This is a genomic window from Staphylococcus sp. FSL W8-0305 (genome assembly GCF_037966415.1).
Classification (GTDB): domain Bacteria; phylum Bacillota; class Bacilli; order Staphylococcales; family Staphylococcaceae; genus Staphylococcus; species Staphylococcus aureus.
Window position 1 is genome coordinate 393,547 of record NZ_CP150198.1, and the last position, 24,601, is coordinate 418,147.

Sequence of the window (24,601 nt, forward strand, 5' to 3'; positions counted from 1 at the left end):
ATGAAGACAATAGAAGAGATTAAATCAACTCCTAAAACAGTTATGAAGAAACCAGAATTATTAGCACCTGCTGGAAACTTAGAAAAGTTAAAAATAGCAGTACATTATGGCGCTGATGCCGTATTTTTAGGTGGTCAAGAATATGGATTACGTTCAAATGCTGATAATTTCACGATGGAAGAAATAGCTGAAGGTGTTGAATTTGCGAACCGTTACGGTGCCAAAATTTATGTTACGACAAATATTATTGCACATGATGAGAATATTGAAGGTCTAGAATCATATTTGCGTAATTTGGAAAAGACTGGTGCGACAGGTATCATTGTTGCAGATCCTTTAATTATCGAAACATGTAAAGAAGTTGCGCCAAAACTTGAAATTCATTTATCTACTCAACAATCACTTTCTAATTACAAAGCTGTAGAATATTGGAAAGAAGAAGGATTGGATCGTGTTGTATTAGCACGTGAGACCGGCGCGATGGAAATGCGTGAAATGAAGGAAAAAGTAGATATTGAAATCGAAGCATTTATTCATGGTGCTATGTGTATCGCCTATTCAGGTAGATGTACATTAAGTAATCATATGACTGCAAGGGATTCCAACAGAGGCGGTTGCTGTCAAAGTTGTCGTTGGGATTATGAATTATTAGAAGTTGATGATAATGGTGAACTTGATGTATTTTATAATCAAGGTGAAGTTACACCATTTGCGATGAGTCCTAAAGATTTAAAATTAATCGAATCTATTCCTCAAATGATGGATATTGGTGTGGACTCATTAAAAATTGAAGGACGTATGAAGTCAATTCACTATATTGCAACAGTTGTCTCAGTATATCGTAAAGTCATTGATGCGTATGCGGCAGATCCTGACAACTTTAAGATTAATCCGGAATGGTTAATTGAGTTAGATAAATGTGCAAATAGAGACACTGCACCTGCATTCTTTGAGGGAACACCTGGTTATGAAGAACAGATGTTTGGTCAACAACAATCTAAAAAATCACCATTTGATTTTTGTGGTTTGGTATTAGATTATAATGAAGATACAAAAATTGCGACTATTCAACAACGAAATAACTTTAAACCAGGTCAAGAAATAGAATTCTTTGGTCCAGAAATTGAAACATTTACACAAGTAGTAGAAGCAATTTATGATGAAGAAGGTAACAGCTTAGACGCGGCGCGCCATCCATTACAAATCGTTCAAATTAAAGTGGATCGCCCGATATATCCAAACAACATGATGAGAAAGGAAATTGGCTAATGAAAGCTACTACAATCATTGGCATAGCTGGTGGATCTGGCTCAGGAAAAACAACTGTAACTAACGAAATTATGAAAAACTTAGAAGGTCATAGTGTCGCTTTACTTGCTCAAGATTACTATTATAAAGATCAAAAGCACTTGACTTTCGACGAGCGCCTAGAAACCAATTATGACCATCCATTTGCATTCGATAATGATTTATTAATTGAAAATCTTAAAGACTTGAAAAATGGTAAAGCAGTAGAAGTACCGACATATGATTATGCTAGTCATACAAGAAGTGACATTACCATTGATTTTAAACCTAAAGATGTTATTATCGTAGAAGGTATTTTCGCTTTAGAAAATAAGGTATTACGTGATATGATGGATGTTAAAATATATGTTGATACAGATGCAGACTTGAGAATATTACGCCGTTTAACACGAGATACTAAAGAGCGTGGGCGTTCAATGGACTCTGTTATCAATCAATATTTAAGTGTTGTTAGACCTATGCATGACCAATTTATTGAACCGACTAAGAAATATGCTGATATAATTATTCCTGAAGGTGGGAGCAATAAAGTTGCAATAGATATTATGACAACAAAAATTCAGTCTTTAGTTAGCAAGCAATAGTATAATTCAGTAAAGGAAGATGACAATATGGAAAATCAAAAGCAATATCCAATGACTCAAGAAGGTTTTGAAAAATTAGAGCGTGAACTTGAAGAATTAAAAACAGTTAAGCGTCCTGAAGTTGTAGAGAAAATTAAAGTTGCACGTTCATTTGGTGACTTATCAGAGAACTCTGAGTATGATGCAGCAAAAGATGAACAAGGATTCATCGAACAAGATATTCAAAGAATTGAGCATATGTTAAGAAATGCATTAATCATTGAAGATACTGGAGATAACAACGTTGTTAAAATTGGTAAAACAGTAACGTTTGTAGAATTACCAGGTGATGAAGAGGAAAGTTATCAAATCGTTGGTTCAGCTGAATCAGATGCATTTAATGGTAAGATTTCAAATGAATCACCAATGGCTAAAGCGTTAATTGGTAAAGGTTTAGATGATGAAGTGCGTGTTCCACTACCTAATGGTGGCGAAATGAACGTAAAAATTGTTAATATCCAATAAATGATCAAATAGATTGTTTAATTGCGCGATTGAAGTGTGTTAATGATACTTCGGTCGTGCTTTTTTATATTCAAAATAAAAAAATCGGACAGATGAAAAGTGAAAATTTTCCATCAGACCGATTGATAGCAGAATCTAAATTAGTGTAAGAGTTTCAATATTAACTACTCCATTTTAAAAAAGCAAAATATTTCCGAAGAAACAAATTGATTATCATTTGTTATTGTATGCGATTTGAATTACTTATTAAACAACTTGTGCTTCTCAATGATACAATGAAAAGGTATTCAATACTGGTTTATTGCAATACAAAGGGGGATTTAGAGTGGATGTAAGATTTATTAACGAGCAGACGATTATGATTTATTTTGAAAATAAAATATCCGAAGAGACATATCGAAATGTCACAGCAATGGTACGGTGGATACGAGAAAAAGAAATATTAGAAATTCAAGATATTGTCCCTTCGTATCGAGCAGTTCTAATATATTTTGATGAACAAGCTATAACACCTTCTAAATTAATTGAAAATTTAGAACTTAACAAATTTAATGAAAAAAATGTTCATGCTGTGAATCAAACCAATAGTATTATTAAAATACCTGTTCAATATGGTGGTACATATGGACCTGATATTGAAGAAGTAGCAAAGCATAATCGAATAACTGTTGAGCAAGTTATTGAAAAACATACAAGTAAACCTTATTTAATATATATGCTAGGATTTATGCCTGGATTTCCATACTTAGGCGGACTTGATGAACAACTACATACACCTAGACGTAATCAGCCAAGGTTAAAAATTCATGCAGGTTCTGTAGGTATTGCGAATAATCAAACAGGACTATATCCATCAGATTCTCCTGGCGGATGGCAAATTATTGGACGCACACCGTTAAAAGTATTTAGCAGCGAGCGTGAACCAATGTCAATGTATGAAGCAGGAGAATGGATACAATTTTATGCAATAGATGAACAGGAATTTATACAAATCGAAAGAGATATATCAGATGGCAACTTTAATGTTGATGACTGGGTGGTGATCGAAAATGTCAATTAAGATTTTACAACCAGGTCTCTTTTCAACGGTACAAGATCTAGGAAGAAAAGGTTATGAACATATTGGGTTTTCAGGCGCAGGTGCCATGGATCAATTTAGTTTTAAGGTTGCGCAGTCATTAATTAACAATGATGGTCCAGCGATTGAATATACTTTGATTGGTCCTACCATTCAATTTAATACGCAAAATACATTTGTTATAACCGGTGGTAGTGTTAATGCCTCGCTAAATAATAAAACTATATCAATGAATTCTGTCATATTAGCTGAGAAAGGTGACATTTTAAAAATAGGTGCTATAACCAAAGGTGCACGCGGTTATCTTACTTTTGGTCATACTATCAACGTACCTCCAATTGCTGAAAGTTATGCAACACATACCCGAAGTAGTATAGGAGGATTCAAAGGTAGAAAGTTATTAGCTAATGATGTAATAACAGTGAAAATAAATAATGACTTTAAAGAAAACATTGGAAAGACTATTCATTTACAGGACGATTTATTGCCAGAAAATAATATTATACACATTCTTCAAGGACCTCAATTCGAGGCATTTTCTGAAGAGGCTAGAGCGAAAATTGTAAATCATCCATATTTAATTACCGAACAATCAGACCGTATGGGGTATCGTTTGGAAGGTGACAGCGTTGCACCTATTAATCAAGCAGATATCATTTCTGAACCGGTTGCTCTTGGCAGTGTTCAAGTACCAAATGATGGTCAACCTATTATTCTTCTTAATGATAAACAAACGATAGGTGGTTATACCAAAATTGCAACTGTATGCAAATTTGATCTGCCAAAGTTAGCACAGATGAAACCACAAGATACAATTCAATTTAAATGGATATCATTCCAAGAAGCTGTAGATAAGAATCGGGAACAAATGTCTCTGTTTAATGAAATTCTTAAGAGTCATCAAAAGACTCCAATTTTTGATACATCTAGCTTGCGACATACTTCGAAAAAATTAGCAACAATTTTAAAAGGGGATTTGTAAAATGAATATTGAAAAAATCGAACAAATAATCAAATTAGTGAAGGAAAATGATGTTAAGAAATTTAAATATAAAAATTTTGAAGATGAAATAGAAATTGACTTCACTGATTCGAATCATTTGGCTGCACACAGTAATCAATCAAATCAAAGTATGAACAATAATGATTTGACAGCTTCAAAAGTGAATGATAACTCCGATGTTTCGACAAATGATTATCATGACATTAAATCACCAATGGTAGGTACATTCTTTTTACAAGACAGTAAAGAATTAACTGAACCAATTGTGAAAGTCGGTGACAAAGTTAACAAGGGAGATATTATAGGATATGTTGAAGCGATGAAAGTATTAAACGAGGTAACAACAGATGTTGCTGGAGAAATCACTGAAATAGTAGCTGATCATGGCACAAATGTTGAATACGACCAAGTTTTGGTACGTATTAAGTAAAGGGGGTAAGTAAATGCTTCGTTGTTTAATTGCGAACAGAGGTGAAATTGCTGTAAGGATTATAAGAGCTTGCAGAGAATATGGGATTGAAACTGTAGCAGTTTATGCAAAAGGGGACGAGCAAAGCTTGCATGTACATTTAGCGGATCAAGCTATATGTATTGGAGAAGCTAATGCTTTAGATAGTTATTTAAATATTGACCGCATCATATCTGCTGCACAAATCACTGGTGCTAATGCAATTCACCCAGGATATGGCTTTTTATCAGAATCAACAAAATTTGCTCAAACCGTTGAGGAACAAGGCATAGCGTTTATAGGGCCTACTAAAAAAACGATGGAAATGATGGGGGATAAAATAACAGCAAGACAAACAGTTCATCATGCAGGTGTTCCTGTGATTCCAGGATCAAATGATGCTGTGAATCATGTGTCTGAAATTGAGAAGCTTGCCAAAGACATCGGTTATCCAGTTGTTATCAAAGCTGCCAGTGGCGGTGGTGGTAAAGGTATACGTATTGTAAAGAAAGCTGAAGATTTAGAAAAGGCATTTAAAGAAGCTAAAAGTGAAGGAAAAAAATACTTTGATGATGATCGTGTTTATGTTGAGGCTTTTATACCTGTTGCAAAACATGTTGAAGTTCAAGTTATGGGGGATGGGCAGGATAATTATGTACATTTAGGGGAACGTGATTGTTCTGTACAACGTAAAAATCAAAAATTAATCGAAGAATCTCCTTGTGCAGCATTAACTGAAGAAAGACGACAACAAATATGTAACGATGCTGTTAAAGTTGCACGTGCAGCAAATTATAGAAGTGCAGGTACGATTGAATTTTTAGTAACTGATAACGCACATTACTTTATTGAAATGAATGCTCGAATACAAGTTGAACATACTGTTACAGAGATGCGAGCAGAACGTGATTTGGTTGCAGCACAATTGTATTTATTGGAACATAATCATTTACCTTTTTCACAAAACGATATTCAATTTAATGGTCATGTGATAGAAGCGAGAATAAATGCCGAAAATCCTGAAAAGAAATTTCAACCAACACCAGGTAAAGTGACAGCGTTACATTTACCTCAAGGCTTTAATGTGCGAGTCGATTCTTTACTATATCACGGTTATCAAGTTTCACCATATTATGATTCTTTAGTAGCTAAAGTAATTGTAAAATCTCATGATAGAGCTTCAGCAATTGATAAATTGAGAGCTACCTTAGATGAAATGGTGATAGATGGATTTTCTACAACTGCCGATTTTTTATATGCAGTTTTAAATTATCCACTATATCGTGATGGAGATGCAAAAGATGTTGATATTAAATTTTTAGAAAAACATCAAATTGTTAAAGGGGTGGAATTATAATGCGAGTTGATTTGAATTGTGATTTAGGCGAAGCATTTGGAAATTATTCCTTTGGTGGTGATCATCAAATTATTCCGTTAATTACAAGTGCGAATGTTGCTTGTGGTTTTCACGCTGGTGATGAAAATGTAATGAATGAAACGGTAAAACTTGCCAAAGCACATAATGTTGCAGTAGGTGCACATCCTGGTTTACCTGATTTGAAAGGCTTTGGCAGACGAAATATAGATATCTCTAACGAGGAGATTTATAATTTGATGATTTATCAATTAGGTGCATTACAAGGGTTTTGTCGCATTCATCAAGTTAAAATTAATCATGTTAAACCACATGGTGCATTGTATCAGATGGGTGCAAAAGACAGAGAAATAGCAAGCGTTATAGCACAAGCTGTTTATGACTTTGATCCATCACTAGTGTTAGTAGGATTAGCAAATTCATATCTAATTTCAGAAGCAAAGAATGTCGGATTAATTACAGCTTCTGAAGTGTTTGCTGATAGACGATACGAAGATGATGGGCAGCTCGTTAGTAGAAAAGAAAGTGATGCTGTGATTACTGATACTGACGAAGCACTTAAGCAGGTTTTGAAGATGGTGAAGGAAAATAAAGTTATTTCAAAAAACAATAAGGAAGTAACGTTACAAGCAGATACAATTTGTGTGCATGGTGATGGAGAACATGCATTATTATTTGTTTCGAAAATTAGAGAAATTTTAATGAAAGAAGGCATTGATATTCAATCCTTATAGGGGGCTAAAAAATGGGGAGAAATTTAAAGCTTAAACATCGCGAAAGTGATTTTGAATTTACTAAAAACCATAAGAGATTATTGTTAGGTTCTGTATTTCTAATGGCAACCTCTGCAATAGGACCAGCATTTTTAACACAAACGGCAGTATTTACATCGCAATTTTTGGCGAGTTTCGCATTTGCCATATTACTGTCTATTATCATTGACATTGGTGCACAAATTAATATATGGCGCATATTAGTTGTAACTGGTTTAAGAGGTCAAGAAATATCAAATAAAGTTGTTCCTGGGCTTGGTACTGTTATCTCAATATTGATTGCATTTGGTGGTCTAGCTTTTAATATTGGTAATATTGCTGGTGCCGGTTTAGGTTTAAATGCAATTTTTGGATTAGATGTAAAATGGGGCGCAGCTATTACTGCAATCTTTGCAATATTAATCTTTGTAAGTAAAAGTGGACAAAAAATTATGGACGTTGTTTCAATGATTCTTGGTATTGTGATGATTTTAGTTGTGGCATATGTGATGTTTGTTTCTAATCCACCTTATGGTGATGCTTTTGTGCATACATTTGCGCCAGAACATCCAATGAAATTAGTCTTGCCAATCATTACGTTAGTTGGTGGAACTGTAGGTGGTTATATTACCTTTGCAGGTGCACATCGTATATTAGACTCTGGCATTAAAGGTAAGCAATATTTACCATTTGTAAATCAATCAGCAATTGCAGGTAAACTACAGGTATTATGAGAACGTTACTTTTCCTAGCGGTATTAGGAGTTGTTGTAACAGGTGTGACACTAAGTTCTGAAAATCCACCAGCGTCAGTTTTTGAACACGCAATTGGACCAATTGGAAAGAATATTTTTGGTATTGTGTTATTTGCTGCAGCTATGTCATCAGTAATTGGCTCAGCATACACAAGCGCAACATTTTTAAAAACACTTCATAAATCACTTAAAGAAAGAAGTAATTTAATTGTGATTGTGTTTATCGTTATTTCAACAATGATTTTCTTATTTATTGGAAAACCAATCAGCCTTTTAATTATAGCAGGCGCGATAAATGGATGGATTTTACCTATTACGTTAGGTGCAATTTTGATTGCAAGTAAAAAGAAATCAATTGTAGGTGATTATAAACACCCAAATTGGATGTTCATCTTTGGTATCGTTGCAGTACTTGTTACAATATTGACAGGTATATTCTCATTCAAAGAAGTGCTTCAGTTATTTTAAAAGACATTTCGACTAATAGCATCACTGTAAATGTTGTTAGTATTAGGCCGAAATGTGTTTTGATTATCGGTGATTCATTTATACAGCATAATTAGATATATTTTAAGAGAGAGTGGTGCATGACAAGTGTACTGCTCTTTTTGTTATGATGAAAAATCTTTTTCTATTGATTGAGAAAATAGTTATTTATATAGTTTTTAAAGAAAAAAAGTGATAATATTTAGCTAATCTAATGAAAATGGATTTATTGGACTAAAAATACATTTTAAATGAGTAGAGGAGGCTGCAAATGGGTTACAGAACTTTAAAAAGTATTTTTCATGAACACAATGAAAGTAAAATGAAGGAAGAGTATATTAAGCGATTTAATTCTTTAGCATCTTTCAATACTAATATTAATATCATACCTATGGAAAATGGAAAAAAAGTTAATGATTTGGAATATCCTCTATTCTTTATGGTGACTAAAAATCTATCAAAAAACAAGAATTAATATCAATTAATAGTAGAAAAATTGATAGAGCACTTAATTCTTTACCATATGCAGCTAGAGAACAATATTTTAATGATTTATTAATCGATGAATTACAAAGTACTAATGAAATTGAAAATGTATTTAGTACTAAACAAGAGATTGCACATGCGTTAAATAACCAAGCATCAGACTTTCTTAAGTTCAGGGGCCTCGTGGATCAATATAAAGAGATAGAACTTAATAAAAAAATTAAAGTTGATAATGTAAGAGACATTAGAGCGATTTATGATAAATTAGTTTCAAATGAAATTAACGAACAAGATAAGTTAGATGGAGAGCTATTTCGTAAAAATTTTGTCGGTGTGCATGATGGGTCAACGAATAAATATATACATGTTGGGTTACAACCTGAAACCAAAATTGTTGAATATATAGGTGAAATGCTAACATTTTTAAAATATTTTGATGCGCCTCAGCCGTTCAAAATCATGGCTAGTCATTATATGTTTGAATATATACATCCTTTTTATGATGGCAATGGTAGAGTTGGAAGATTTATAATTGCCAAGCTCTTGAGTGATTATTATGATAATTATACTGCTTTGACATTTTCATATGTTATAAATAGGAATAAATCGAAATATTACAAGGCGTTTATGACTGCTTCAAATCATTTGAATTGTGGTGATTTGACGGAATTTATTGACACAATGCTTGAGTTATTGATAGCAGGACAAGAAAGAATACTTGATGAGTTAATACCAAAAATGGATGCGACTGAAAAATTAACGCTTTATTTAACTAGTCATTATAAAAAGATAGATTATGAATTTTTGTATCTCCTTTCAATGGATAAATTGTTTGGAAATAAAAGAAATAGATTAACATTAATTGATTTAGAAAACATATTGGGAGTAGGAAGAGTAAAAATTAATAATACAATTAAAAAATTTGGTAACTACTTAGTTAAAATTAAAAGTAGACCAACAATTTATGAGATAAGTGATGAATTTCTAAATTCGATTATAAAATAAATGTAATATGTGATTCAGCTATACTTATTGTATTTGTAAGATTGCGTAATTGCTTCATTAAAAAATATATTTGTTGAGAGTGGTGCATGACAAGTGTACTGCTCTTTTTGTTGTGTATCAGTATTGTGATGTTTTAATTCGAATATTATATGAATCATTATGAAATTTAATAAAAATAATTGAAATAATTATCATTTTTTCTGATATACTGTTAAACGGTTTGGAATTTTTAAGTTTACACTGTATTGGTTGATATAACTCAACTAATAATTGCGAACAGAGTATTTCAAATTGAAAAGTATTATGAGTGTGATACATAAATCAAAATTGTAGGCTCAAGGGAGTGGGACAGAAATGATATTTTCGCAAAATTTATTTCGTCGTCCCACCCCGGCAAGGTTGACTAGAATTGAAAAAAGCTTGTTACAAGTGCATTTTCGTTCAGTCAACTACTGCCAATATAACTTCGTAGAGCATAGAACATTGATTTCTTTCCTAGCCTGTTTATCATTTATGTCTCGCTCTCAAATGTAAATTAATAATTGTTTTGGGGGAGTTTGAAGTAAAATATTTAACAGGATTTATTTTAATATTATTGTTAGAAGGAATTTTTACAAATTCAGCAAGTGCAATCGAATATTCAGACTTACATCATAAAAGTAAACTTGATTCCAAGCGTCTATATAATGCTAAGGTGTCATTTGCTAATCCAACTGATCTTGAAAATAAAAAAACAAATGATAGACTGTTGAAGCATGATTTGTTATTTCATGACATGTTCTTAAATGATGCTTGGAAAAAAGATTTAAAAGTTGAATTCGAAAATGAGGCACTTTCAAAGAAATTTATAAATAAGAATATTGATGTATATGCTGGAAGCTATAGCTATGAATGTCATGGGGGAGAAACCAATAAAACGCAATGTAGTTATGGTGGTGTTACTTTAAGTGACAATAATAAATACGATGATTATAAGAATATACCTTGTAATTTATGGATTGACGGACATCAAACAGAAATAGAACTAACTGCAGTGAAAACGAAAAAGTAAATTGTTACCATTCAAGAATTAGATGTTCAATTAAGAAATTATTTGAATGAGAAGTATAAGTTGTACGAACAAGGTGGCGACATTGTTAAAGGGTATGTTAAATATCATAATGATGATGAAAAAATGTAGAATATGATTTTTATAATTTAAATGGTGAGTATGGTCATGAGGTATTAAAAATGTATGCTGATAATAAAACTATCAATAGTGACAAATTGCATTTAGATATCTATTTATTCAAATCATAATTTAAGTGAGTTAATCATTAATGATCTTTGACAGTGAAATATAAAGTACCTGTCATTATATTGTTACAAATAAAAACAGCAGTAAGGAGGCTATTACTCAGAAAAGTCTTACTGCTGTTTTCTATTAGAATAATCTTTAATGCACACAGGAATTCGATACGAAACAAATATGATTAACTGTATAATTACAAAATAAAACTACTATAGTAAAAAGAAGATAAAGACGATGATAATAAATGCATCGAATATAATTTTCTTAATGTTTTTATCAACAACATCAGGTAAGGACATAAGTATAAATCCTAGAATTAGAGTGTAGCGACATATGTTCATAATTGTTGCTGTAAACTCGATATTAAATGAAAACTTTAAAAATATACTTATAAATAAAATGACAAACGACGCAATTGCAATAAAACTGCCGTATGTAGCTATCTTTGTTACGAGACTATTTTGATTATTTTCAGCCATTGTAAAATCCTCTTATTTCATCATTATTATTTTAAACATATCATTTTCCTGTTATTTAATAAAGTTTCTTGACACTATTGGTTGATGTAATTGATATGATTAGTTTTTGAAAAATACACAAATTAGAAGCATCTATTTCACTGTTATGAGTTCATAAATAATTATTTATGATACCAAGGTATTGTGAAAGCTTTTTATAAAAATAAAGCAAAAGTTTTATACAGTAATGAAAATCATGATACTTGTCGTTGTAGTGATTAAAATGTGATAAAATAACAAATGCTAGGATTTTTTAAAAGAGGTGAATCAAAGGATGATTGGTATAATTGGTGCCATGGAAGAAGAAGTAACAATATTAAAAAATAAATTAACACAATTAAGCGAAATTTCAGTTGCACATGTTAAATTTTATACTGGCATTTTAAAAGATAGAGAAGTAGTGATTACCCAAAGCGGCATTGGAAAAGTTAATGCTGCAATTTCTACGACATTATTAATTAATAAGTTTAAACCGGACATCATTATTAATACAGGTTCTGCTGGAGCTTTAGATGAAAGTTTAAATGTAGGTGACGTTCTTATAAGTGATGATGTAAAATATCATGATGCGGATGCAACAGCATTTGGTTATGAATATGGACAAGTACCACAGATGCCGGTAGCATTTCAATCAAGTAAACCTTTAATAGAAAAAGTATCTCAAGTTGTACAACAACAACAATTAACAGCTAAAGTAGGCTTAATTGTAAGTGGTGATAGCTTTATCGGTAGTGTTGAACAACGCCAAAAAATTAAAAAAGCATTTCCAAATGCGATGGCGGTTGAAATGGAAGCAACTGCAATTGCACAAACATGTTATCAATTTAATGTACCATTTGTTGTAGTTCGTGCAGTTTCAGACTTAGCAAATGGAGAAGCGGAAATGAGTTTCGAAGCATTTTTAGAAAAAGCAGCGGTATCATCAAGTCAAACTGTTGAAGCATTAGTGTCTCAATTATAAAAAGGTAAAGGTGAGTTAAATGGGTTTAGTTCGCAAGTTTTTTATGCCGAATTCATATGTTCAATCAATATTTCAAATTGATTTAGACAAGTTAGTGGACAAAGGCGTTAAAGGTATTATTACAGATTTAGATAATACGCTAGTAGGTTGGGATGTTAAAGAACCTACAGAACGTGTTAAAGCATGGTTTAAGGAAGCTAATGAAAAAGGAATCACTATTACAATTGTGTCTAATAATAATGAGTCTCGTGTTGCTAGTTTTAGTCAGCATTTAGACATCGATTTTATTTTTAAAGCGAGAAAGCCAATGGGAAAAGCGTTTGATAAAGCAATAACTAAGATGAATATAAGACCTGATCAAACTGTTGTTATAGGTGACCAAATGCTTACTGATGTATTTGGTGGTAACCGTCGAGGTTTATATACAATTATGGTCGTTCCAGTTAAACGAACGGATGGCTTTATTACTAAGTTTAATAGATTAATTGAAAGACGATTATTACGTCATTTCAGTAAAAAAGGTTATATCACATGGGAGGAAAATTGATTGTCTGACATTTTAAAATGTATCGGTTGTGGTGCGCCACTTCAATCTGAAGATAAAAATAAACCTGGGTTTGTACCAGAGCATAATATGTTTGGTGATGACGTGATTTGCAGACGTTGTTTCCGCTTGAAAAATTATAACGAAGTTCAAGATGTAGGATTAGAAAGTGAAGACTTTTTAAAATTATTATCAGGACTTGCGGATAAAAAGGGTATTGTCGTCAATGTTGTGGATGTATTTGACTTTGAAGGATCATTTATTAATGCAGTTAAACGTATTGTCGGAAACAAAAAAATCATTTTAGCAGCAAATAAATTGGATTTATTGCCGAAGCAAATTAATAAACGTCGAGTTAAAGAATGGCTAAAACGAACAGCAAGAAAATATGGTTTGGAAGCTGACGATGTCGTATTAATTTCAGCTGAAAAAGGCTGGGGCATAGACGACTTATTATCATCAATTGCGAATATTCGAGAAAATGAAGATGTGTATATTGTAGGGACAACGAATGTTGGGAAATCTACATTGATTAATAAACTGATTGAAGCTAGTGTTGGTGAAAAAGATGTAGTAACAACTTCAAGATTCCCTGGAACAACTTTAGATATGATAGATATTCCATTAGATGAAACATCATTTATGTATGATACACCAGGTATTATTCAAGATCATCAAATGACGCATTTAGTTAGTGAAAAAGAATTGAAAATTATTATGCCTAAGAAAGAAATAAAACAACGCGTATATCAATTAAACGAGGCGCAAACATTATTCTTCGGCGGTCTAGCGCGCATAGATTATGTATCAGGTGGTAAACGTCCGTTAATTTGTTTCTTTTCTAATGACTTGAATATACATCGTACTAAAACGGAGAAGGCCAATGATTTATGGCGTAATCAACTTGGCGATTTATTAACGCCACCTGGAAATCTACAAAATTTTGATCTTAATGAGGTAAAGGCTGTTAGACTTGAAACAGGCAAAGAGAAACGCGATGTTATGATCTCTGGTCTAGGCTTTATAACTATAGGACCAGGAGCTAAAGTAATCGTTCGTGTTCCTAAAAATGTTGATGTTGTATTAAGAAATTCTATTTTATAAGGTGATTTAAAAAATGAAATTTGCAGTTATCGGAAATCCTATTTCACATTCCTTGTCGCCCGTTATGCATAGAGCAAATTTTAATTCTTTAGGATTAGATGATACTTATGAAGCTTTAAATATTCCAATTGAAGATTTTCATTTAATTAAAGAAATTATTTCAAAAAAAGAATTAGATGGCTTTAATATCACAATTCCTCATAAAGAGCGTATCATACCGTATTTAGATCATGTTGATGAACAAGCGATTAATGCAGGTGCAGTTAACACTGTTTTGATAAAAGATGGCAAGTGGATAGGGTATAATACAGATGGTATTGGTTATGTTAAAGGATTGCACAGCGTTTATCCAGATTTAGAAAATGCATACATTTTAATTTTGGGAGCAGGTGGTGCAAGTAAAGGTATTGCTTATGAATTAGCAAAATTTGTAAAGCCCAAATTAACTGTTGCGAATAGAACGATGGCTCGTTTTGAATCTTGGAATTTAAATATAAACCAAATTTCATTGGCAGATGCTGAAAAGTATTTAGCTGAATTCGATATTGTTATTAATACAACACCAGCGGGTATGGCTGGAAATAACGAAAGTATTATTAATTTAAAGCATCTTTCTCCCAATACTTTAATGAGTGATATTGTTTATATACCATATAAAACACCTATTTTAGAGGAAGCAGAGCGCAAGGGAAACCATATTTATAATGGCTTAGATATGTTTGTTTACCAAGGTGCGGAAAGCTTTAAAATTTGGACTAATAAAGATGCTGATATTAATTCTATGAAAACAGCAGTTTTACAACAATTAAAAGGAGAATAACATATGCTTACTGGCAAACAAAAAAGATACTTAAGAAGTTTAGCACACAATATTGATCCGATTTTTCAAATTGGAAAAGGCGGTATCAACGAAAACATGATTAAACAAATAGATGATACGTTAGAAAACAGAGAATTGATTAAAGTACATGTACTACAAAATAACTTTGATGATAAAAAAGAATTAGCTGAAACATTAAGCGAAGCTACGCATAGTGAATTAGTGCAAGTGATTGGATCTATGATCGTGATTTATAGAGAATCTAAAGAAAATAAAGAAATTGAATTGCCATAATAATGAAAAGGATAGTACTTTACGGCGGTCAGTTTAACCCTATCCATACTGCACATATGATAGTAGCTAGCGAAGTATTTCATGAATTACAGCCAGATGAATTTTATTTTTTACCTAGTTTTATGTCTCCATTGAAAAAGCACCATGATTTTATAGACGTTCAGCACAGATTAACAATGATACAGATGGTTATCGACGAGCTTGGTTTTGGAGATATTTGCGACGATGAAATTAAACGTGGTGGTCAAAGTTATACCTATGACACGATCAAGGCATTCAAGGAGCAACACAAAGACAGTGAGTTGTACTTTGTTATTGGGACGGATCAGTATAACCAACTAGAGAAATGGTATCAAATTGAATACTTAAAAGAAATGGTTACTTTTGTAGTTGTAAATCGAGACAAAAATAGTCAAAATGTTGAAAATGGTATGATTGCAATTCAGATACCTAGGGTAGATATAAGTTCGACAATGATTCGACAAAGAGTTAGTAAAGGTAAATCTATCCAAGTTCTTGTTCCTAAATCCGTTGAAAACTATATTAAGGGGGAAGGATTATATGAACATTGAAAAAGCAAAACGGCTTGCAAAAGAGAAACTGCCAGAGAAACGTTATAATCATTCTTTAAGAGTTGCAGAAACAGCGATTAAATTAGCAGAAATTTATGATGGAGACACTAGTAAAGTAGAATTAGCAGGTGTATTACATGATTTCTGTAAATATGATGATTTAGGTAAAATGTATCAAATTGTTCGACAATACGAATTAGGTAATGATCTACTGAGTTATGGTAGTGAAATATTGCATGGCCCAGTGTGTGCAGCAATCATGGAACATGAATATGGTATCAATGATGAGGAAGTATTAATGGCTATCAAATACCATACTACGGGACGTCAACAAATGACAAAAACTGAAAAACTGATTTTTATTGCAGATTACATCGAACCTGGTAGAACAATCCCAGGAGTTGATGATATTCGAGATATGGCATACAATCAAGGTAGTTTAGATAAGACAATTTATGAAATTTCTAAACGCACAGTACTATTTTTAATACAGAAAGATATTACGGTATATAATAAGACAATTGACTGTTTAAATTATTATAACTATAGTGACGAAAGAATAAAGGATGATTAAATGAATTCACAAGAATTATTAGCAATTGCTGTGGATGCAATTGACAATAAAAAAGGCGAAGATACGATTTCTTTAGAAATGAAAGGTATCAGCGATATGACAGATTATTTTGTTGTAACGCACGGAAATAATGAACGACAAGTTCAAGCGATTGCTAGAGCGGTGAAAGAAGTAGCCAATGAACAAAATATAGAAGTAAAACGTATGGAAGGTTACAATGAAGCGCGTTGGATATTAATTGACTTAGCTGATGTTGTGGTACATGTTTTCCATAAAGACGAACGAAATTATTATAATATTGAAAAGTTATATCAAGATGCACCATTAGAATCATATGGTCAGGTTGCGTATTAATTATGTCGCAATATGCAGAAATGAGCCTAGTGTACGATCAATTGACTCAAGATCAACCATATGAAAAATGGTTTGAAATTGTAAAAAATCACTGCAAAGATGAATCAAATATTTTAGATATTGGATGCGGTACTGGTAGTTTAACAGTTCAATTAGAAGCTTTAGGTAATGTTACTGGTATGGATTTAAGTGTTGATATGTTGACTGTTGCAGCTCAAAAATCAGCAAATGTAAATTGGCTTGAAGGAGATATGACATCGTTTGATTTGCAACAACAATTTGATATCATCACTATTTTTTGTGACTCTCTAAATTATTTGCAAGATGAAACTGCTGTTATTGAAACATTCATCAATGTTTATCGTCATCTGGCTGATTCAGGTGTATTTATTTTTGATGTACATACTGTTTATAAAATGATGACTTTGTTTAATAATCAAAGTTATATTGATGATAAAGGGGACATTTTTTTAGCATGGGATGCTGTGCAAGGAGATTTACCTTTAAGTGTTTATCATGATATGACATTTTTCATTCGACATGAAGATGAAACATATTCAAGATTTGACGAGTCTCATTTTCAGAGAACATTTGATGAAAAGACATATTTGTCTTGGTTAACTCAAGTTGGTTTTAAACATGTTGAAACATTTACTGATTTTAATATAGATGAACATAATGAAGATGCAGAAAGATTGTTTTTCATTGCGAAAAAATAAAAGTAAAACCACTCGCTCAGACGTGTATAAAGTTGAGGAGTGGTTTTATTGTATCAATTTTTATTACGCTATAAAGATTTTTTAGCTCAATGGAAGTTATATATTATAAGTGCTGTTGTTTTAATTATGGTATTAATTGGTTTTATATTCTGGAGACAAGATGATTATACTTCAAGAGATTTTGAAAATAAAGATACTGTTCTGAAACAAAGCACTAGTGAAAATAGTAGTTTGTCCAAATTAGAAGATGTCCAGGTCAAAGATGGAGATAATTCCAAAAATAAAGGTCCTGTATATGTCGATATAAAAGGTGCTGTTAAACATCCTAATGTTTATAAAATGACATCTAAGGATAGAGTAGTTGATTTACTTGATAAAGCACAATTATTAGATGATGCAGATGTAAGTCAAATTAATTTGTCTGAAAAATTAACAGATCAAAAAATGATTTTCATTCCTCATAAAGGACAAAAGAATGTTGAACCACAATTTGGAGCAAACAGTGTGCACGTAAAAAATGGGAACACAAATAATACTAAAGTAAATTTAAATACGGCATCTGTATCAGAATTGATGTCTGTTCCTGGAGTAGGGCAAGCTAAAGCTAATGCAATTGTTGAATATCGCAACCAACAAGGTGCATTTCAAGAAATTGACGATTTGAAAAAAGTAAAAGGTTTTGGAAGTAAAACTTTTGATAAACTGAATTCTTATTTCACGACATAATGGATTATTTTAATTGCAAATTTTATTTTTTGTGATTAATCTTATATTATTAGAAAATGTTACTAAATTTTAAGTATGGAAGGTGAACATCTTGGAAAGAATCAAATGGGAAGAATATTTTATGGCACAAAGTCATTTGCTAGCATTACGTTCAACTTGTCAAAGATTATCTGTAGGTGCAACGATTGTTAAGGATAATCGTATTATTGCTGGTGGTTATAATGGCTCTGTAGCTGGCGAGGTGCATTGTATAGATGAAGGGTGTTTAATTGAAGATGGACATTGTATCAGAACGATACATGCAGAAATGAATGCTTTATTACAATGTGCAAAACAAGGTGTATCTACTGAAGGTGCAACAATCTATGTTACTCATTTTCCATGCCTAAATTGTACAAAGTCAATTATTCAAGCAGGTATAAAGCGTATCTACTATGCAGAAGATTATCATAACCATGAATATGCAACTAAATTACTCAAACAATCTGGTATTGAATTTAAAAAAATTCCATTTTCACCTGAATATGTTGCTGAATATCTGACTAAAGGTTGATGTTTTGCTGTATGTCGCGTTATCAATGATTGTAGGAGTGCTTTGGAATTCTAGCAAAGTGCTCTCTACATTTCTTTTTATTTTACTTTTGTATATTGCTTATCGTAAAAATAAAATCGTATATGCCCCTATTTCTCTCTTTTTAATCATTTTCTCCTCATGGTATTTACATTATTCACAACAAGCAATATTTAATTATATCAATTATATTGAACGTAATTCTCAGTTTAATGAGCGTGCTCAAGTAATCCAAATTCAACGTCAAGGTAGTGACACATATAAAGGTAGGTTGAGTTTAAAAAATGAAATATATCCTTTCTTTTTAACAAATAAAAAGAATTTTGATTTAAAGAAAATTGAAAGTCGTAATTGTATTGTTAAAGGACAATTCAAAGTTAATGACAATAAGTTTGTAACTCTTAAATTACAAAGTATAGTTGTACAAAGCTGCCTAGAATCGAACCGGTCTAATTTAATTGAGAAACATAAACAGTTTATAATGAATCGAATTTATGATTCGGGTATTAAGTTTCCGGATCGTATTATGGCATTGATTACTGGTGACGTAAAAGAAATTAATGAGCAATTTAAGGAACGTGTTAAAGAAATAGGTATATATCATTTGCTGGCAGTTAGTGGCTCGCATATAGCTGCAATTGTATTCTTAATTTACCAACCTTTAAAACGATTAAATTTACCTTTATTTGTCATTAAAGGAATTACAATCATTGTATTAGCCTTATTTGCTCAATACACAAATTATGCACCTAGTGCTGTAAGAGCTATAATAATGACAACGCTTGTACTGCTTATTACTAATCAAATTAAAATAAAGGGTATTCAGCTTTTAGCATTTGCATTTATAATTATGTTTATTTTAAATCCACTAGTTGTTTATGATATTGGATTTCAATTTTCATTCATCATTTCATTTTTTATTATGTTACTTTTTCCTTTTTTACAGCAATTGTCGAAGTTACAATCATTATTCATAATTACGTTTATTGCACAATTAGCTTCATTTATCGTTGCCATTCCAAACTTTCATCAACTTCAATGGGTGGGATTTTTATCTAATTTGATTTTTGTACCATACTATTCGATTATATTGTTTCCTCTATCTATTTTATTCTTTATTACAAGTCATTTTATTGTGGGATTAACGCCGCTAAATTACTTGGTTGACCTAAGTTTTAATTTTCATGACTGGTTACTAGACCTATTCACAAGAATCAAGCAATCACATTTTTCTGTTCCCAAGTTTAATGATTGGATATTTATAATATTTATAATTTCCGTTTATTACATATTTTGGTTATTGGCTAAACGTAAATATATATTGGTTACGTTTTGGACTATAATTATTCTGACATTATTAATAACGTTTCCAACAAATTCACATCACAAAATTACAATGTTAAATGTGGGGCAGGGAGACAGTATTTTATATGAAGGTGGTAAGAACCAAAATGTCTTGATTGATACAGGTGGGAAAGTGATTGATGATACTAAACAACCTAGTTATTCAATTTCTAAATATCATATTTTACCAACGCTAAATGAGAGAGGGATAAATGAATTAGAGTATCTAATTTTAACACATCCACACAATGATCATATTGGTGAATTGGAATATATTATTAGTCATATTAAAATTAAACATATAGTGATATACAATAAGGGATATAGTAGTAATACATTGATGTTATTATCGAAATTAAGCCATAAGTATAACATTAAACTTATGGATGTAAGGCAAGTTAGTAGTTTTAAACTTGGAGATAGTAGTTTTCTATTTTTTGATAGTTTTATTCCAAATAGCCGAGATAAAAATGAATACTCGATTATTACTATGATTACATATCAAAATAAAAAAGTTTTATTAATGGGCGATGCTAGTAAAAATAATGAATCTTTACTTCTAAAAAAATATAATTTGCCGGAGATTGATATTTTAAAAGTAGGACATCATGGGAGTAAGACAAGTAGTTCTAAAGAATTTATAGAGATGATTAAGCCTAAAATAAGTTTGATTTCTTCTGGAAAGAACAATATGTATCATCTTCCTAACATAGAAGTTGTTAAACGATTGCAAAGGATTCGCAGTCGCATTTACAATAGCCAACAAAACGGTCAAGTTACAATAGACTTAGATGATAATTTAAAAGTTGATTCAAACTCTTATGGAAATGCAAGTGGTTTATAGATACAGAAACATGATATAATCTATTGATGTGTCAAACGAATGAAAGGGTGTACTGAATGAGCGACAATATTGTAGCTATTTATGGAGATGTGCCTGAATTGGTTGAAAAACAAAGTGCAGAAATCATATCACAATTTTTGAAAAGTGATAGAGATGACTTTAACTTTGTGAAATATAATTTATACGAAACAGAGATTGCACCAATTGTTGAAGAAACATTAACATTGCCTTTCTTTTCAGATAAAAAAGCAATTTTGGTTAAAAATGCATATATATTTACAGGTGAAAAATCGCCAAAAGATATGGCTCATAATGTAGATCAATTAATAGAATTTATTGAAAAATATGATGGCGAAAATTTGATTGTCTTTGAGATATATCAAAATAAACTTGATGAAAGAAAAAAGTTAACTAAAACTCTAAAAAAGCATGCAAGGCTTAAAAAAATAGAGCAAATGTCTGAAGAAGAAATAAAAAAATGGATTCAAAGTAAATTAAATGAGAATTTCAAAGATATCAAAAGAGATGCATTAGATTTATTTATTGAGTTGACAGGTATTAACTTTAATATTGTCTCACAAGAGATAGAAAAGTTGATTTTATTTTTAGGCGATAGACCAACAATTAATAAGCAGGATGTTAACCAAATTATTAATAGAAGTTTAGAACAAAATGTATTTTTACTGACTGAATACATTCAGAAAAGAAAGAAAGAACAAGCAATTCATTTAGTAAAAGATTTAATAACAATGAAAGAAGAACCTATTAAATTACTTGCACTAATTACAAGTAATTACCGATTATTTTATCAATGTAAGATTCTGAGTCAAAAAGGATATAGTGGACAGCAAATTGCTAAAACAATAGGCGTACATCCATACAGAGTAAAATTAGCGTTAGGACAAGTAAGACATTATCAACTTGATGAATTATTGAATATTATAGATGCTTGTGCGGAAACTGATTATAAACTTAAATCATCATATATGGATAAACAGTTAATACTGGAATTATTCATTCTATCTTTATAAAAAATAAAAGTTCAAGCATGCGCTTGAACTTTTATTTAAAAAGATTATTTATTTGCAGTCATTAATTGTGATTTAATACGGTCAGCTTTGTTTGAATGTATTAAATTACTTTGAGCAGCTTTGTCTACTAACTTAACTGCTAAGCTTACTAATTCATTTTTATTATCAGCGTTATTTGAAACAGCTGTTTTAGCGTTTTTAACTGCTGTACGCATTGCACTCTTTTGTGAAATGTTGCGTGCTTCAGCTTTTTCAGTTGTTTTTACACGTTTAATTGCAGATTTGATATTTGCCATTTCTGTCACCTCCTAAAAGTGAGTTCATCTTATCAAAATTTTATTTGATTACAACAAGAAATATTTTAACAAAAGTCTAACCGTTGTGCAATCATTTATTTGATGGGGTTAGCTTAAAATTTTGCAGATTTAATAAATTGTGTTGGAAACACAATCAATACGTTTTATAATTATAAGTACGTAATTAACATATTAACATATCGCAAGTATGTATTTAAATAAAGATTGTTATAAATTCAAAGTTCATCCAAGATTATGGCGTTTGCATTTACCTATTAAAAACGTTATTATATCAAAGATGCGAAAGATAATACGGGTTTATTTTATGAAAGTGAGAAGGATAAAATGGATAATGAGCAACGCTTAAAAAGAAGAGAGAATATAAGGAATTTCTCGATTATAGCACATATTGACCACGGAAAATCTACATTGGCTGATAGAATTTTAGAAAATACCAAATCAGTTGAAACAAGAGATATGCAAGATCAGTTACTAGATTCAATGGATTTAGAAAGAGAACGTGGTATTACAATCAAATTAAACGCAGTACGTTTAAAGTACGAAGCTAAAGATGGAAATACTTATACATTCCATTTAATCGATACGCCTGGACACGTCGATTTTACATATGAAGTGTCACGTTCTTTGGCAGCTTGTGAGGGCGCGATTTTAGTAGTAGATGCGGCTCAAGGTATCGAAGCACAAACATTAGCAAATGTTTATTTGGCATTAGATAATGAGTTAGAGTTATTGCCTGTTATTAACAAAATTGATTTACCTGCTGCAGAACCTGAACGCGTGAAACAAGAAATTGAAGATATGATAGGTTTAGACCAAGACGATGTTGTTTTAGCAAGTGCTAAATCTAACATTGGAATTGAAGAGATACTTGAGAAAATAGTTGAAGTTGTGCCAGCTCCAGATGGTGACCCAGAAGCACCACTAAAAGCGTTAATATTTGATTCTGAGTATGATCCATATAGAGGGGTAATTTCATCGATAAGAATTGTAGACGGTGTTGTTAAAGCCGGAGATAAAATTCGAATGATGGCCACTGGTAAAGAGTTCGAAGTAACAGAAGTTGGAATTAATACACCTAAGCAACTTCCAGTTGATGAATTAACAGTTGGTGATGTTGGTTACATTATTGCAAGTATTAAAAATGTTGATGATTCTAGGGTTGGTGACACAATCACATTAGCTAGTAGACCTGCATCAGAACCATTGCAAGGTTATAAGAAAATGAATCCAATGGTATATTGCGGACTGTTCCCAATAGATAACAAAAATTATAATGATTTAAGAGAAGCATTAGAAAAATTACAATTGAATGATGCATCATTAGAATTTGAGCCTGAATCATCACAAGCATTAGGTTTTGGTTATAGAACTGGTTTCTTAGGTATGTTACACATGGAAATAATTCAAGAAAGAATTGAAAGAGAATTTGGCATTGAATTAATTGCAACCGCACCATCTGTAATTTATCAATGTATTTTAAGTGACGGTTCAGAAGTGACGGTTGATAATCCAGCACAAATGCCAGACCGTGATAAAATTGATAAAATATTCGAGCCATATGTTCGTGCAACTATGATGGTTCCAAATGACTATGTAGGTGCAGTAATGGAATTATGTCAACGTAAACGTGGACAATTTATAAATATGGACTATTTAGATGATATTCGTGTAAATATTGTTTATGAATTACCTTTAGCTGAAGTTGTATTTGATTTCTTCGATCAACTTAAATCTAATACTAAAGGATATGCATCATTTGATTATGAGTTCATCGAAAATAAAGAAAGTAATTTAGTGAAGATGGATATTTTATTAAACGGTGATAAAGTGGATGCTCTAAGCTTCATAGTCCATAGAGATTTTGCATATGAACGTGGTAAAGCATTAGTTGAAAAACTTAAAACGTTAATTCCAAGACAGCAATTTGAAGTACCTGTACAAGCTGCAATAGGACAAAAAATTGTAGCACGTACAAATATTAAATCAATGGGTAAAAACGTTTTAGCTAAATGTTATGGCGGTGACATAAGCCGTAAACGTAAATTACTTGAAAAACAAAAAGCAGGTAAAGCTAAGATGAAAGCAGTTGGTAATGTTGAAATTCCACAGGATGCTTTTTTGGCTGTATTGAAAATGGATGACGAATAATTTTTTAAAAATCAATTAACAATTTACAATGAATAAAGTTTAATAACTAAAAAGAGGGAGCCTAGGATAAATTAACGTCCTGGGCT

General features: G+C 31.5%; 24 protein-coding genes and 3 pseudogenes. 25 read left to right on the forward strand and 2 right to left on the reverse strand.

Annotation, left to right across the window (positions count from 1 at the left end; translation table 11 throughout):
• The 11 genes and pseudogenes from NST10_RS02090 to NST10_RS02140 all read left to right on the forward strand — a co-directional run bounded on the left by NST10_RS02090 (position 1) and on the right by NST10_RS02140 (position 11,082).
• The gene (locus NST10_RS02090; RefSeq protein WP_000848304.1) at positions 1-1,269 is read left to right on the forward strand and encodes a U32 family peptidase; all 1,269 of its coding nucleotides are present in this window, start codon (positions 1-3) and stop codon (positions 1,267-1,269) included.
• Positions 1,269-1,892: a uridine kinase gene (gene udk / locus NST10_RS02095; RefSeq protein WP_000648617.1), complete on the forward strand. Its 624-nt coding sequence runs from the start codon at positions 1,269-1,271 to the stop codon at positions 1,890-1,892. Before NST10_RS02090 ends, udk begins: the two co-directional genes overlap by 1 nt.
• A gap of 27 nt (positions 1,893-1,919) precedes the next feature.
• Complete coding sequence (gene greA / locus NST10_RS02100) at positions 1,920-2,396, forward strand: transcription elongation factor GreA (RefSeq protein WP_000431312.1); 477 nt, start codon at positions 1,920-1,922, stop codon at positions 2,394-2,396.
• Positions 2,397-2,721: 325 nt separating this feature from the next.
• On the forward strand, positions 2,722-3,456 hold the full coding sequence (pxpB, locus tag NST10_RS02105) for a 5-oxoprolinase subunit PxpB (RefSeq protein ID WP_000383173.1): 735 nt from the start codon (positions 2,722-2,724) through the stop codon (positions 3,454-3,456).
• On the forward strand, positions 3,446-4,456 hold the full coding sequence (locus NST10_RS02110) for a biotin-dependent carboxyltransferase family protein (protein WP_000023330.1): 1,011 nt from the start codon (positions 3,446-3,448) through the stop codon (positions 4,454-4,456). The genes pxpB and NST10_RS02110 overlap by 11 nt, the downstream gene beginning before the upstream one ends.
• A 1-nt stretch (position 4,457) precedes the next feature.
• Positions 4,458-4,907, forward strand: coding sequence for a biotin/lipoyl-containing protein (locus NST10_RS02115; protein ID WP_001019343.1), 450 nt, complete (start codon positions 4,458-4,460; stop codon positions 4,905-4,907).
• Positions 4,908-4,920: 13 nt separating this feature from the next.
• The gene (locus NST10_RS02120; RefSeq protein ID WP_000942731.1) at positions 4,921-6,282 is read left to right on the forward strand and encodes an acetyl-CoA carboxylase biotin carboxylase subunit; all 1,362 of its coding nucleotides are present in this window, start codon (positions 4,921-4,923) and stop codon (positions 6,280-6,282) included.
• Complete coding sequence (pxpA, locus tag NST10_RS02125) at positions 6,282-7,034, forward strand: 5-oxoprolinase subunit PxpA (RefSeq protein WP_001261800.1); 753 nt, start codon at positions 6,282-6,284, stop codon at positions 7,032-7,034. Before NST10_RS02120 ends, pxpA begins: the two co-directional genes overlap by 1 nt.
• An 11-nt stretch (positions 7,035-7,045) precedes the next feature.
• A pseudogene (locus NST10_RS02130) lies at positions 7,046-8,274 on the forward strand (NRAMP family divalent metal transporter).
• A 289-nt stretch (positions 8,275-8,563) separates the two neighbouring features.
• A pseudogene (locus NST10_RS02135) lies at positions 8,564-9,783 on the forward strand (Fic family protein).
• 547 nt (positions 9,784-10,330) lie between these two features.
• A pseudogene (locus NST10_RS02140) lies at positions 10,331-11,082 on the forward strand (exotoxin beta-grasp domain-containing protein).
• Positions 11,083-11,283: 201 nt separating this feature from the next.
• Here the strand turns inward: NST10_RS02140 and NST10_RS02145 are convergent.
• Positions 11,284-11,553 carry a hypothetical protein gene (locus tag NST10_RS02145; protein ID WP_000829750.1) on the reverse strand — a complete coding sequence of 90 codons (270 nt, stop codon included), beginning with the start codon at positions 11,551-11,553 and terminating at the stop codon, positions 11,284-11,286.
• Positions 11,554-11,866: 313 nt separating this feature from the next.
• On the opposite strand from NST10_RS02145, the gene mtnN reads away from it, so the two are divergent.
• The 13 genes from mtnN to holA all read left to right on the forward strand — a co-directional run bounded on the left by mtnN (position 11,867) and on the right by holA (position 22,050).
• Entirely contained in the window at positions 11,867-12,553 is a 687-nt protein-coding gene (mtnN, locus tag NST10_RS02150) for a 5'-methylthioadenosine/S-adenosylhomocysteine nucleosidase (protein ID WP_000579273.1), read from the forward strand.
• Between the two features lie 19 nt (positions 12,554-12,572).
• Positions 12,573-13,100 (forward strand): YqeG family HAD IIIA-type phosphatase, encoded by a 528-nt coding sequence (locus NST10_RS02155; RefSeq protein ID WP_000524902.1) that lies wholly within the window; start codon positions 12,573-12,575, stop codon positions 13,098-13,100.
• The gene (yqeH, locus tag NST10_RS02160) at positions 13,101-14,201 is read left to right on the forward strand and encodes a ribosome biogenesis GTPase YqeH (protein WP_001280132.1); all 1,101 of its coding nucleotides are present in this window, start codon (positions 13,101-13,103) and stop codon (positions 14,199-14,201) included. It begins immediately after the preceding gene.
• A 13-nt stretch (positions 14,202-14,214) separates the two neighbouring features.
• Positions 14,215-15,021: a shikimate dehydrogenase gene (gene aroE, locus NST10_RS02165; RefSeq protein ID WP_000666750.1), complete on the forward strand. Its 807-nt coding sequence runs from the start codon at positions 14,215-14,217 to the stop codon at positions 15,019-15,021.
• A gap of 3 nt (positions 15,022-15,024) precedes the next feature.
• Positions 15,025-15,315: a ribosome assembly RNA-binding protein YhbY gene (gene yhbY / locus NST10_RS02170; protein ID WP_000955232.1), complete on the forward strand. Its 291-nt coding sequence runs from the start codon at positions 15,025-15,027 to the stop codon at positions 15,313-15,315.
• 2 nt (positions 15,316-15,317) lie between these two features.
• Positions 15,318-15,887, forward strand: a complete 570-nt coding sequence (gene nadD, locus NST10_RS02175; RefSeq protein WP_000822938.1) for a nicotinate (nicotinamide) nucleotide adenylyltransferase — start codon at positions 15,318-15,320, stop codon at positions 15,885-15,887.
• Positions 15,877-16,461 carry a bis(5'-nucleosyl)-tetraphosphatase (symmetrical) YqeK gene (gene yqeK, locus NST10_RS02180; RefSeq protein ID WP_001019324.1) on the forward strand — a complete coding sequence of 195 codons (585 nt, stop codon included), beginning with the start codon at positions 15,877-15,879 and terminating at the stop codon, positions 16,459-16,461. The genes nadD and yqeK overlap by 11 nt, the downstream gene beginning before the upstream one ends.
• Positions 16,462-16,815, forward strand: coding sequence for a ribosome silencing factor (gene rsfS / locus NST10_RS02185; protein ID WP_001088020.1), 354 nt, complete (start codon positions 16,462-16,464; stop codon positions 16,813-16,815).
• Positions 16,816-16,817: 2 nt separating this feature from the next.
• Entirely contained in the window at positions 16,818-17,534 is a 717-nt protein-coding gene (locus NST10_RS02190) for a class I SAM-dependent methyltransferase (protein ID WP_000084835.1), read from the forward strand.
• Between the two features lie 39 nt (positions 17,535-17,573).
• The gene (locus NST10_RS02195) at positions 17,574-18,260 is read left to right on the forward strand and encodes a ComEA family DNA-binding protein (RefSeq protein ID WP_001794049.1); all 687 of its coding nucleotides are present in this window, start codon (positions 17,574-17,576) and stop codon (positions 18,258-18,260) included.
• A 91-nt stretch (positions 18,261-18,351) separates the two neighbouring features.
• A complete protein-coding gene (locus tag NST10_RS02200; RefSeq protein ID WP_000439692.1) occupies positions 18,352-18,813 on the forward strand; it encodes a ComE operon protein 2 in 462 nt (153 codons plus the stop codon).
• A 4-nt stretch (positions 18,814-18,817) separates the two neighbouring features.
• Positions 18,818-21,019 carry a DNA internalization-related competence protein ComEC/Rec2 gene (locus NST10_RS02205; RefSeq protein ID WP_000967506.1) on the forward strand — a complete coding sequence of 734 codons (2,202 nt, stop codon included), beginning with the start codon at positions 18,818-18,820 and terminating at the stop codon, positions 21,017-21,019.
• A 56-nt stretch (positions 21,020-21,075) separates the two neighbouring features.
• A complete protein-coding gene (holA, locus tag NST10_RS02210) occupies positions 21,076-22,050 on the forward strand; it encodes a DNA polymerase III subunit delta (protein WP_001282570.1) in 975 nt (324 codons plus the stop codon).
• 44 nt (positions 22,051-22,094) lie between these two features.
• Here the strand turns inward: holA and rpsT are convergent, their stop codons facing one another.
• Complete coding sequence (rpsT, locus tag NST10_RS02215) at positions 22,095-22,346, reverse strand: 30S ribosomal protein S20 (RefSeq protein WP_001274017.1); 252 nt, start codon at positions 22,344-22,346, stop codon at positions 22,095-22,097.
• A gap of 345 nt (positions 22,347-22,691) precedes the next feature.
• On the opposite strand from rpsT, the gene lepA reads away from it, so the two are divergent.
• The gene (gene lepA, locus NST10_RS02220; protein WP_052995742.1) at positions 22,692-24,515 is read left to right on the forward strand and encodes a translation elongation factor 4; all 1,824 of its coding nucleotides are present in this window, start codon (positions 22,692-22,694) and stop codon (positions 24,513-24,515) included.
• Positions 24,516-24,601 lie beyond the last annotated feature (86 nt).